7 protein-coding genes and 2 tRNA genes are annotated in these 11,933 nt (G+C 71.3%); 3 read left to right on the forward strand and 6 right to left on the reverse strand.

The window, feature by feature from the left end:
- Window positions 1-4,465, reverse strand: a 4,465-nt coding sequence (locus B1H55_RS13040) for a S8 family serine peptidase (RefSeq protein WP_080461747.1), incomplete at its 3' end; no start/stop codon positions are given.
- Between the two features lie 437 nt (window positions 4,466-4,902).
- Between B1H55_RS13040 and B1H55_RS11365 the strand changes: the two genes are divergently transcribed.
- Window positions 4,903-6,144, forward strand: coding sequence for a PLP-dependent transferase (locus B1H55_RS11365; protein WP_073452837.1), 1,242 nt, complete (start codon window positions 4,903-4,905; stop codon window positions 6,142-6,144).
- A 48-nt stretch (window positions 6,145-6,192) separates the two neighbouring features.
- On the opposite strand, the gene B1H55_RS11370 is transcribed toward B1H55_RS11365, so the two are convergent.
- Both B1H55_RS11370 and B1H55_RS12560 read right to left on the reverse strand, forming a co-directional pair.
- Complete coding sequence (locus B1H55_RS11370; protein WP_073452836.1) at window positions 6,193-7,638, reverse strand: GuaB1 family IMP dehydrogenase-related protein; 1,446 nt, start codon at window positions 7,636-7,638, stop codon at window positions 6,193-6,195.
- A 243-nt stretch (window positions 7,639-7,881) separates the two neighbouring features.
- Window positions 7,882-8,259, reverse strand: coding sequence for a hypothetical protein (locus tag B1H55_RS12560; RefSeq protein ID WP_157750248.1), 378 nt, complete (start codon window positions 8,257-8,259; stop codon window positions 7,882-7,884).
- Between B1H55_RS12560 and B1H55_RS11375 the strand changes: the two genes are divergently transcribed.
- A complete protein-coding gene (locus B1H55_RS11375; RefSeq protein ID WP_157750247.1) occupies window positions 8,258-9,853 on the forward strand; it encodes an alpha/beta hydrolase in 1,596 nt (531 codons plus the stop codon). The genes B1H55_RS12560 and B1H55_RS11375 overlap by 2 nt on opposite strands.
- Window positions 9,854-10,034: 181 nt before the next feature.
- Here the strand turns inward: B1H55_RS11375 and B1H55_RS11380 are convergent.
- Window positions 10,035-10,110: transfer RNA gene (locus tag B1H55_RS11380), tRNA-Arg, on the reverse strand.
- 924 nt (window positions 10,111-11,034) lie between these two features.
- Window positions 11,035-11,121 (reverse strand) — tRNA-Ser (locus tag B1H55_RS11390).
- A gap of 91 nt (window positions 11,122-11,212) precedes the next feature.
- Between B1H55_RS11390 and B1H55_RS11395 the strand changes: the two genes are divergently transcribed.
- The gene (locus B1H55_RS11395; protein WP_077240733.1) at window positions 11,213-11,491 is read left to right on the forward strand and encodes a hypothetical protein; all 279 of its coding nucleotides are present in this window, start codon (window positions 11,213-11,215) and stop codon (window positions 11,489-11,491) included.
- 208 nt (window positions 11,492-11,699) lie between these two features.
- On the opposite strand, the gene B1H55_RS11400 is transcribed toward B1H55_RS11395, so the two are convergent.
- Window positions 11,700-11,933, reverse strand: a 234-nt coding sequence (locus B1H55_RS11400) for a 3-deoxy-7-phosphoheptulonate synthase (protein WP_143222427.1), incomplete at its 5' end; no start/stop codon positions are given.

Genomic DNA, 11,933 nt, shown 5'->3' on the forward strand with positions numbered 1-11,933 from the left:
CGACACCGTCAGCGCCCCCGGCCGCGCCGGGATCGCCGGCGGCCGCCGGCCCCGCGCCGTCGGCGCCGGCTCCTGCCCCCGCGTCATCGACGCCGCCCGCCGCCCGGCCCGCCGTCGCGAGGACATCCTCGACGTCGGTGCGCTGCTTGGCGCGGGAGGTGGACACGGAGTCCAGCGCCTTGCCGTCCACACTCACCGACAGGCCGGCCATATGGGTGTCGGTGGCGGTGGCGGTCAGCTCGCGCCTATCGCGGATGACCTCGCCGTCCCTGGCGTCGAGAGCGGCGCCGGGGGCCTCCTTGTCCACATGAACGGGGATGCGGGCCTCGAGCGAGTTGCCGAGTCTGTCCGCCGCCCCGATATACAGCGTGTCCCCATCCTTGACGGCGAGGGACTCGGAGAAGTCCTGCTTGTTCACGTTCGCACCGGGGTTGTCCCTGCGGAAGAAGTCCGCCGCGACCTCGTTATTGAGGAGCAGGCGGTAACCCCACTGGTCGTCGGCGATGGTTCCCGTGAAGGCCACCGAGTCCTGATTCGTGTAGAGCTCGCCGCCGTGCAGGGGCGGCTCGGAGAAGTCGGCGGACGGGGGCGTCACATCCACGTACAGGCTGACGACGCCCTCGGTGAGGGTCCTTCCCGCCGCATCGCGGGCCACCGCCCGGTACTGGGTGACGCCCGACGGCGCGGGCACGGAGGCGGTGAAGGAGCCGTCCGCCGCCAAGGTCGCCGCGATGGGGGCGTTCTCGACGATCGCGCCGTCGTCCCCTGCGCGCGAGCCGGGGGTGAGCTCGAGGCTCGCCGCGCCCCCGCTGGTCGTGCCGCGCAGGGTGAAGGCGCCGTCGGCGCTGCGATCGGGCGAGCTGGAGGAGATCTCGCAGATCATGTTCCGGTAGCACTCGCCGTTGGCCAGGCTGATGGAGGCGGCCTCGGGCGCCTGCGCCCGGCCGGCGACCGGGACGGTGAGCGCGGAGGTGTTGGCGCCGTCGTGGAGCGCGATGCCGAGGGAGGTCGTGGAGGGGTCGAGGGTCGTGGCGAGGCTGAAGGTGCCGTCGTCCTTGATCGTCACGCCCTGGCCGTTGATGGTCAGGGTCATGTCCGCGGGCTCGGCGCGGTCGTCGGAGACGGAGCCGGTCAGGCTGATCGCGCCGTCGGCGCCGGCGATCACCTGTCCGGCCGCGTCGACGCCGCCGGTGAGGGTGACGGTGGGCGGGGTCGTGTCGCGGATGACGGTGACGGCGAACTCGTCGACGAGGGCCCCGTCGGCGCCGTAGCCGCGCACCATGACCGTGCCGGCGGGGTGGTTGCCGGCCAGGGTCGCGGCGAACTCGCCGCCCGTGAGGGGGGCGTCGGCGCCGTCGACGGTCACCCGCGTGATGTCGGGGGTGACGAAGCCGGTGATGGGGATGTCGCGGGTCTCGTCGGCGCCGAGGATGACGCTGGCGGCTCCCAGGTGGCCGTCGACGGCGACGAACATCCCGGAGGCGGCGTAGATCGCGTGCTTCTCGGTGACGTTGAAGCCGGCGTCGATCGCGCTGATCGTCGCGTACGGCGTGGCGCCGGCGAGCGTGGCCGTCCAGGAGCCGTCCGCCTGCTTGGCCACGGGCGCACTCGTGCCGTCGGCGAGGACCACCATGGGCTCGCCCATGATCCCGGAGCCGGAGTCCTCCACGGTGAAGCGAACCGAGGTCTCGCTCTTGCCCAGGATCGTGACGGTGGGCGCGGTGGTGTCGATCGCCAGGGGGAGGTCGACGGCCTGCCAGTCGTAGTCCTCACTGAGGCGCGCGGAGACCCGATAGGTGTACTGGCCGTCGGGCACCGCCTGGAAGGCGCCCGCCCGGGCGTTCCAGGCGGTGCCGTCGAAGGCCGCTCCCGCGTGGCCGAGACTGCCGCTGTAAGCGGGATTGGCGAAGAACCGGCCCGTCATGCGCCGGACGTTCTGCTCATCGCCCAGATCGACAACCCTGTTGCCCGCGGCGTCGAGGACCTCGTAGTGGACGTCCCGCGCATTGCGCATCATGACCAGCGAGGGCAGGGCGGCATCCATCTTGCCATCGCCGTTGGGCGACAGGGCGCGGCGCTGGCCGTTGGGGCCCGCGACGGGCACCGTGTAGGCGTCGACCCTCCCGATGAGACCGGTGGTGTCCGTGGCGCCGCCGGCGATGCCCCAGGGCTGGCCCTCGGGCTGGATGATGGACTCGGCGTTCCAGTCGCCCACGAATCCCATGTAGGGGACGACGAGGTCGGGCGCGCCCGTGGTGGACGCCAGACGGATCCAGCCCTCGATGAAGTGGGTGGAGGCGGTGTCCGGGACGAGGGTGAGGTCCACGGTGGCGGTGCCGCCCGCGGGGACGGTCACCTCGGTGCTCGACGGCGTCAGGGCCTCGGTGGCGGAGACCGACACGGCAGTGGGCGCGCCGGCGGTGTTGCTCTCCGTGAGGACCTCCTGGGCGGGCAGCGTGTAGGAGGCGTCGGCGCCGGAGTGGTTCGTCAGGGTGACGGTGAGGGTTCTGGGTGCGTTCACCTCGCGCAGCGCCACCGACGGGGCGCCGTCAACGGTGGCGCTGACGGGCGAGGCCAGTGCCTTGTCGATCTGCGCCAGCCCGGCGCCCACCTGGCGGGGGGCGGCGGGGGAGCCGTCGGCCGCCGAGGGGACGCGGGCGGTGTTCATGAGCAGGGTCTTGGCCAGGTCGATCCTCTCGGCGCCCTGGGTCTGCGGGTAGCGCGCGGCCAGGTCGTGGAGCAGGAGCGCCCCCATGGCCGAGACGTTCGGCGCCGCCATCGAGGTGCCGTCCATGGTGGCGTAACCGGCGGAGCCGACCGTGGAGTAGACGCTGCCCCCGATACCGGCGATCTCCGGCTCGAAATCGAGGTTCTGGGTGGCGCCCCAGGAGGAGAAATACGAGGGGGCCGCGCCTCCCGGGTGGGGGGCCGACGTCGGTGGCCCGTCGAAGCGGATCCTCCGGCCCGGGTCCTCGGCGAGGGCCTGGCGGATCGACTGCGCCCGGTCGGGTGGGATGACCGCGGAGAACAGGGGGTAGGCCTCGGCGCCGGCCGGGTCGATGGGCTGCCCCTGGCCCGCCTGGGGGTTGAAGAGGAGCAGGCCCGCGGCCCCGTGGGCCTGCGCGTTGGCGAGCTTGTCCGTGAAGGGGTTCTCCCCGTGCTCGACCAGCACTATCGCGCCGGAGAGGTCGGCCCCGGCGGCGTAGTCCTGGGCGCGCCCCAGCCCCGCATCGACCACCCGCGACGCCGTGCTCGGCGCGGCGCCGCCGAGCCACAAGTAGTTGAAGGGGATGGCGTTCTCGCCCTCGCCGAGGGACCCGCTGGGCATCGTGAGCTGGGAGTTGTTCAGGGAGGCGACGGTGAGCGCCGATCCCTGGACGCCGGGGCTGGCCACGGTGCCGTCGTCGAAGCGGCCCAGCGCATCATCCGGCCCCTGGGCGGTGGAGAAGTTGAGGCCGTCGTTGCCGGCGGCGACGACGGTGAGGACCCCCGCTTGGCGGGCCTGCTCGATGGCGGCCCGGGCGCCGTCGGAGGAGTCCGGCACGCCGTTGGGGCCGCCCAGGGAGATGTTGATGACGTCGGCGCCCATCTTCACGGAGTCCTCGACCGCGGCGATCATGTCCCCATCAAGGGCCTTTCCCGCCTTGGCGGGGTCATTGGAGACGACCTTCATGGCCAGCAGCTGGGCGTTGGGGGCGACGCCGTCGATGCGCCCCGACGCGGCGAAGTCCGGCTCGCTGCCCTGCGAGCCATTGGCGGCGGCGATGCCGGCCACGTGCTGGCCGTGCTGGGAACCGGTGAGGTCGCGGATCTCGAAGGACTCGTCGGCGTAGTTGTACCCGTTGGGGACCTTGCAGGTGAACTGCCCTCCGGAGGGGTTGACCTCCTTGATCTTGGCGGCGCCGCAGTCATCGAGGCGCAGGTCGGGGTGGGAGGGGTCGATGCCGGAGTCGACGACGGAGATGACCGTGCCGGTGCCGTCCGCGCCGTAGCCGGCCAGGGCCGCGGGAACGCCCTCCTCATTGCGCGCCGAGTACTCGCTCAGGTAGTAGACGCCCTCCTTGCGCACCGATGCCACGGCGGGGTCGAGGGCGAGCGCGGCGATCCTGTTCGCGGGCATGGTGGCGGTCATGCCGTTGATGAGGTAGCCGAATCGGTCATCGACCTGCAGGCCGTAGGCGCCGCTCCAGGCGGCGATGAGGGAGTCCTGCGCGGCGAGGTTGGCCGACTCCGCCGACGACGACGGCGACGAGGGCTGATCCTTGAGCATGACGACGACCCGGACCCGCTCAGCGGTGCCGGCCTGCGCCTGGCCCGCTGCCTCATCAACGGCCCGCTGGAGGATCGGGGGCACGGCGGGCACCGCGGCGGCCCGGCCCAGGAGCGCCTGGGGGATGACGAGCAGCAGCGAGAGCGCGGCGGCTCCCATGGCGGTGCGCAGGCGCGCGGAGGGCGGGAATCGCACAGGCTTCTCCTTCGGGGAGCGAGGGGATTCGACGATGGAATGGGAGTGGGGAACCGGCCCGAGACGCGCCTGAGCGACCCTGACCAGGGCGAGAGTACCGCGCTGTGCGAGCACTGTGTGAAGGAGTGAGATGGATCGCACGGCATTGCCGCGGATCAGGTCCTGCCCGGATGCCGGGCGGCGCTTGACCGGGCGGCCGGTGGTGGCGCTACCGTCCCTCCCATGACGGCCTCGATGATCATGCCCCGCGCCCAGCGTCTGCGCGCTCACGGCATGCGTCGAATGCGGATGCGCTGACAGCGCCAGCCGTCGCTGTCCCCCAATCACGGTCAGAGTCCGAGGTCGTCGCTGCTCGCGGCGCTCGTCGACTCCGCTCCTGCCCGCCGGGGCCGGACGCGTTCATCCCCGCCCCCGCACCAGCGCACCGAGGATCCACCATGACCAGCACCCCGACCACCGACCGCACCGGGACCCCCGACACGCCCCGCTCCCCCGCCCGCACCTCGCCGGTCCACCGCCACCCCACATGGGACGCCGGTACCGCCTGTCCCCGCGGGACCGGCCCCTCCCTGCGCATCGGCACGCTGCTCGCGCAGGCGGGCACCCGCACCGACCCGCTCACCGGCGCGATCACGACGCCGATCCACCTGTCCACGGCCTTCGGCCACCCCGGCCTGGGCGAGTCCACCGGCTACGACTACACGCGCACCGCCTCCCCCACCCGCGACGTCGTCCAGGACGCCCTGGCCAGGCTCGACGGCGGGGCGGCCGGCTTCGCCCTGTCCTCGGGGATGGCCGCGATCGAGTTGGCGATCCGCTCCCTGGCACCGGCGGGATCGAGGATCGTGGCCCTGGAGGATCTCTACGGCGGCAGCTACCGGCTCCTGGAGGTGCTCACCTCCGAGGGCGCCTACGAGGTCGATTTCGTCCTGGGCGACGATGGCCTGCGCGAGGCGCTGGGGCCGGACCGACCCGCCTCGCTCGTGCTCGTGGAGTCACCGACCAATCCGATGATGTCGCTCATCGACCTGGCCGCCGCGGCGGAGCTCGCCCACGGCGCGGGAGCGCTGCTCGCCGTCGACAACACCTTCCTCACCCCGTACCTGTGCCGCCCGCTGGAGCTGGGCGCCGACGTCGTCCTGTACTCGGCGACGAAGTACTTGAGCGGGCACAACGACGTCATGGCCGGGGCGATCGTCGTCGCCGACGAGGCGGCGGGCGAGCGCGTCCAGTACCGGCTCAACACGACCGGCGCGACCCTGTCCCCCTTCGACTGCTTCCTGCTGCTGCGGGGCCTGAAGACCCTCGGGGTGCGCATGGACCGGCACGAGGCGAACGCGCGCGCCGTCGCCGCCGCCCTTGAGCCGAGCCCCCTGGTGGACCGGGTGCTCTACCCGGGGCGCAGCGGAATGGTGTCCTTCGAGGTGGCCGAGGGCGTGGACATCGCGACGACGCTCGCCGCGCTGCGGGTCTTCACCTTCGCCGAGTCCCTCGGCGGCGTGGAGTCCCTCGTGACCAGCCCGAGCGCGCAGACCCATGCCGACGTCCCGCCGGAGCGGAGGGCCGCCTACGGGTTGTCCGATCGGCTGCTGCGCCTGAGCGTGGGCATCGAGGACGCGCGGGATCTCATCGCGGACCTCCTCCGGGCCCTCGAGGCCGGAGCCGAGCGCGCACTCTGAGCATTCGCAGCATTCGCGGCATTCACCGCATTCACCGCGCCTTCGTGTTCACCAGGAGACGGGGACGGGGGCGCCCTCGCGGTAGCCGGAGGCCGACTGCAGGCCGACGATCGCCCGCTCGCGGAACTCGGCGATGGAGGCGGCGCCCGCATAGGTGAAGGAGGAGCGCACGCCGGAGATGATCTGGTCGATGAGGTCCTCGACGCCGGGGCGGGCCGGGTCGATGTACATGCGCCCGCCGCTGATGCCCTCCTCGAACAGGGCCTTGCGGGCGCGGTCGAAGGCGTTCTCCCCCTCGGTGCGCCCGAGGACCGCGCGCGTGGAGGCCATGCCGAAGGACTCCTTGTAGGCGCGGCCATCGGCGTCGATCTGGGCATCGCCCGGGGACTCGTGGGTGCCGGCGAACCAGGAGCCGATCATGACGTTGGAGGCCCCGGCCGCGAGCGCGAGGGCGACGTCGCGGGGGTGGCGCACGCCGCCGTCGGCCCAAACGGAGGCGCCGAGGTCATGGGCGGCGCCGGCGCACTCCAGGACGGCGGAGAACTGGGGCCGGCCCACACCGGTCTGCATGCGGGTGGTGCACATGGCGCCCGGGCCGACCCCGACCTTGATGATGGAGGCGCCGGCGGCGGCGAGGTCGCGCACGCCGGCGGCGGTCACGACGTTCCCGGCGGCGATCGGCGCCCCCTCGGGCAGGGCGGCGCGCACGGAGGCGACGGCGTCGAGCATCCGGTCCTGGTGCCCGTGGGCGGTGTCGACGACGATGACGTCCACCCCGGCCTCGACGAGCTCGGCGGCGCGCCCGGCGGGATCCCCGTTCATCCCGATGGCGGCGCCGATGCGCAGGCGGCCCGCGGCGTCGACGGCGGGGCGGTAGATCGTGGAGCGCACGGCCCCGGCGCGGGTGAGGACGCCGACGAGGCGGCCATCGGCGTCGACCACGGGCGCCATGCGGCGGCGGGCGGCCTTGAGGCGGTCGAAGGCCTCACGGGCGTCGATGCCCTCGGGCAGGGTGACGAGCTCGGTGGACATGACGGCGCGCACCTGGGTGAAGCGGTCGACGTCGGAGGCGTCGGAGAGGTCGACGATGCCCACGGGCCGGTCGGTGTCCGGGTCGACCACGACGGCGGCGCCGTGGGAGCGCTTGGGGATGAGGCCCATGGCGTAGCCGCAGGTGTGGTGGGGCTTGACGGTGACGGGGGTGTCGTAGACGAGATGGGAGGCCTTGACCTGAGCGACCGTGTCCATGACGACGTCGACGGGGATGTCCTGCGGGATGATCGTCAGTCCGCCGCGGCGGGCCACGGTCTCGGCCATGCGCTTGCCGGCGACGGCCGTCATATTGGCCACGACGAGCGGGATAGTCGTGCCGGTGCCGTCGTCGGTGGCGAGGTCCACACCCATGCGCGAGCCCACGGAGGAGCGCGAGGGCACCATGAAGACGTCGTCGTAGGTCAGGTCGAAGGACGGGGCCAGCCCGTTGAGGAACTTCACCCCCGGAGCCTAGCCGAGTTGCGGCGGGCCGGCGTTCTGCGCGATCCTCGCGGCCGCGACCTTCGTCGCGGCGAGGACGGCCGTCATCCTGCGGTGAATCGGCCCGGTAGTCCCAGGAGTCTCCAGGAGCCCTCGGGGCCCCGAACGTCGAGATGAGAGACCCTCACCCTCATACTTAAGGAGGATGCACAAAGTATGTGAGGAGATTGAGGGTTTCCCTATGGGATCCCTGGTTCGCGCACGTCACCGCATACTCCTGGCCACTCTTTCAGCGGCTTCCCTGTCGCTCGGTCTCACAGCCTGCTTGCCCGGCGCTCCGGGCACCGCTGACCCTGGCGCCCCCGGCCCGGCGGCGCCGACGGCCTCCTCGAGCGCCGCGGTGCCGGGCGGTGCCGGCAGCACCATGAGCGCGACGGCGAGCGCGACGAGCGCAGCCCCCACCACGCCGACCCCAGCGGCATCGAGCGGCGCGGCCAGTGCGACCGCCTCCGCTGATCCGAGCGCATCCGCCTCGCCGTCGGCCGCAGGCTCACCCGGTGCCTCGCCGTCGGCCACCGCCGAGCCCACAGCGAGCCCCGTGCCCAGCGCCTCCCCCGGGACCGCGGACCTGAACGCGTTCATGTCCCAGTCGGTCGCGTGGGAGGACTGCGGCCTGGGGGACGCGTCCAAGTGCGCGACGATCACGGTCCCGCTGGACTACTCGCAGCCCGGCGGGCAGACGATCACCCTCGCACTGCGCAAGATGATCGCCGCCGACGGCAAGGGCGAGAAGGGCAGCCTCGTCATCAACCCCGGCGGCCCAGGAGTATCCGGCCTCGACTACGTCCCCACCATCTCCGACTCCCTGTCGCCGCAGGTCCGCAATGCCTATGACATCGTCGGCTTCGATCCGCGCGGCGTCGGGAAGTCCACGCCGTTGACCTGCTGGACCGCCGCCGATCTCGCCGCCGCCTCCAAGCAGGCCTCCGAGAGGCAGGAGGCCACCCCGGAGAACAAGGAGGCCGCCATCCCGGACGAGGCCCTCCAGGAGGGTGGCGGCGCCGGCGGTGGGCCCGAGGCCCCGGATCTGGACGCGGCCGCCGGTGGCGCGGCCGGGACCTCCACGGACCCGACGACGGCCGCCGAGGCCCAGGCCCAGGGCGCCGCTCTCGCCAGCGCCTGCGCCCAGAACTCCCAGATCCCCGAGCTCCTCGACCACATGGACTCCCAAACGGTCATCCGGGACATGGACGTCATTCGCTCCGTCCTGGGCGACGAGAAGCTGAACTTCCTGGGCGCCTCCTACGGCACCTATCTCGGCGCCACCTACATCCGGGCCTTCCCCCAGCGCGCCGGCACGATGATCCTGGACTCCGCCCTCGATCCGTCGCTCACCCGCGCCCAGCTCCACTCCGAGGACATGGCCTCCACGGAGAAGCGGGCGCTCGAGTACATCACCGCCTGCCAGTCAGCCTCCGGCTGCCCCCTGACCGGCACCCCGGAGGAGGGGCGGGCGCAACTGCTCACCTTCATCGAGAGCGCCGACGCCCAGCCCCTCACGCTGGACAGGACCACGACGACCCTGCGCTCAACCGACCTCCGCTCGATGGTCCTCTACATCGCCAAACACTCCGACGCCTATTGGGCGCAGTCGATCCCCGGCCTGAGCGAGGCGATGAGCTCCCGCAACGCCACGAAGCTCTACAGCACCTACCTCGCCACCCTGCAGGCCTCCAGCCGCAAGGGCGTCCAGACGGGGCCGAGTCCGACGGCGGACCAGCAGCTCATCAAGCTGTGGAACACCACGTACGCCTCTTTCGCGGTGCACTGCGCCGACTACCCCGACACGGGCGACGCGGCGAGCTGGGACGCCCAGGCGGCCGCTGCGAAGAAGGCCTCGCCGCTGGCCTACAGCGGGCAGAAGGCCTACATGGACGCGATCTGCCACGGCTGGGGGCACTCGGCGTCCGCCCCGCAGCACCAGGGCTTCTCCTCGCCGACCACCGACCCGGTCCTCGTCGTCGGCAATAAGAACGACCCGACGACACCGTACGCCTGGTCGGAGTCCCTGGCCCGTGAGCTCACCGGCAGCCGTCTGCTCAGCGTCGACGAGGCCATCCACGGAGCCACCGGCAGGAACTCCTGCGCGACGAGGGCGATCAACGGAGCCCTCCTGGACGGCAGCCTCCCAGCCGAGGGCACCGCCTGCCCTGCCGACCCCGCAGTGGATGGATAGCCACTGGCGCTCCTCTCCACGCCGACTGGTGCCGTCTGCGCCCAGAGGTGCGTCCTACCCGCGCCTCTGGGCGCAGACGGCACCACTGGGTGCTGATCGCACCTGTCGGTGGGGCCTCCGGCCTCCCGGGCAATGAGAAACACCCCGGCTCCGACTGGCGATCCAGCCGATGACGGGGTGTTGGTGCGCCAGAAGGGATTCGAACCCCCAACCTGCTGATCCGTAGTCAGCTGCTCTATCCGTTGAGCTACTGGCGCATGTCGTTTCCGACAGGCAGGACTCTACGCCGCACCCCTGGGCTCGCCAAATCGCCCGACCGTGAAGCGCGGCACAGGGCCAGGTGAGGGCCGAGGGGGCATCGCGGAACGAGGGCGGCGGTCCCCGCGGACGCCGCGATCAGAGCCGTCTTCAGAGCACTCCTGCGATCCAACATCCGCATTGCTCTTCCTCTCCTCCTCATGGCGCCGGTACTTCCTCGTTCCCGACGGTCATGAAGCAGGCCACGCGGCCCAAGCGACCGGCCACAGTTGACCTTCGTCAGTATCATGCCTGTTCAGAAGCGGTTCTAGAACGATCGGGGCCCGTGGGCCCGGGTTCTCACCCGGGCCCACGGGCCCTTCGTTCGCGAGGCCGCTCAACTCCCCCGGTTCCCATGACAAGGAAGGAACTGGCCTCCTTCGCCGGAGCGCCTGGAGCAGGCTCCCTAAGACCTGCGCCAGCCTCGGCCCGAACCGATCAGCGGGTTCCCCAACCCTCCCGATCCGTTCCGCCCGGCGGTGATAACTATGTAACCCCGTGGACCTGGGAGCACACCCCCGACTTCACTGTGAAGCACCTGGGAAATCCAGCGGGGCTCCGGCAGTCCGACACCGGGGCATTTCAAGGCGTCCGTCCAGGGCGGCGCCGGACCGCCGTCCCAGGCCGCTCGGATGAGATGCGAGGCGGGCCGGGTCCGTCCTCCCACCCGGGGGTTGCCGCCGCGCACCGCGCTTGCGAACGCGCGGCGGGGTTGCCGCCGCGCGGCGGGCACGCGTCGGCAGCCCCTGAACACGTCCACAACCCCGGGGCACGTCCACAATGCCCCGGCCCTGCGGCGCAGCGGGCCTGATGCGCCATCGAGGCGAAACCCCTCCTCATCGGGCACAGAGAAGCCCCGGGAGGATGGTCCCGGGGCTGTCCGGCGGAGACGGGGGGATTCGAACCCCCGAGGGGCTTCCACCCCAACCTCCTTAGCAGGGAGGCGCACTAGGCCACTATGCGACGTCTCCAGACGCGAAGCGCGCTGCGAGACTACCCCAGGGCGCCCCGACCCCGCAAAGCGGGCGTGGACGCCGGGCAGCCGCAGCCGCCGCGGAGATCTTGCAGGCTTACTCCAGATACGGCTACACGCTGGTGGCGACCCGACGCGCCTTGGAGGCGGCGATGGTTGGGGGCAGGCCAACCGAGCCTCGGGCGGACCTCAAGCAGCGCAGTCTCCTGGTGCGGTTCGGGCAGCAGGGTGTCGAGCAGATGGTGGCCGACCACCTCGACTACGGGCTGACCTACACGGAGGTCGCCAAGAAGTACGATGTGGCGCCAAGCACAGTAGGCAAGTACATTCAGCGGGCCAAACGACAGCGAGTGAAGGCGCTGACATAGTTTCCACGTCAATGACGGCTTGTCAGGTCACGACCAGCAGGGTATGCGATGGCATCCGATGAGCTCGCTCTGCTTCCAGGCAGCGTCGCAGGGCCGTAGTCCTTCACCCACTCACCGCCCAGGACACCCCAGCACCCCAACTTCCAAACAACTTTTACATAGTTCACAATTGTTAGATCGCATCAAATTAACTCGACTTACCATCTCATTATTTATGATAAAACATCTCGGCGATCTCGAAGGCCATCTCGAGGGACTGCTGGTGGTTGAGGCGAGGGTCGACGAGGGTCTCGTAGCGCTCGGCCAGGCCGGCCTCGTCGATGTGCTCGCCGCCGCCGAGGACCTCGGTGACGTCCCCGCCGGTGAGCTCGACGTGAATGCCCCCGGGCACGGTGCCCAGGGCCCTGTGGACCTCGAAGAAGCCGCGGACCTCGTCCATGAT

This window comes from Actinomyces denticolens (genome assembly GCF_002072185.1).
Taxonomy (GTDB): Bacteria; Actinomycetota; Actinomycetes; order Actinomycetales; family Actinomycetaceae; genus Actinomyces; species Actinomyces denticolens.

What these genes read in the sequence shown, in the direction of transcription:
- B1H55_RS11365 (WP_073452837.1), top strand. Translation starts at nt 4,903, where the DNA reads ATGACCAGCACCCCGACCACCGACCGCACCGGGACCCCCGACACGCCC.
- B1H55_RS11375 (WP_157750247.1), top strand. Translation starts at nt 8,258, where the DNA reads ATGTCCCAGTCGGTCGCGTGGGAGGACTGCGGCCTGGGGGACGCGTCC.
- B1H55_RS12560 (WP_157750248.1), bottom strand. Translation starts at nt 8,259, where the DNA reads ATGAACGCGTTCAGGTCCGCGGTCCCGGGGGAGGCGCTGGGCACGGGG.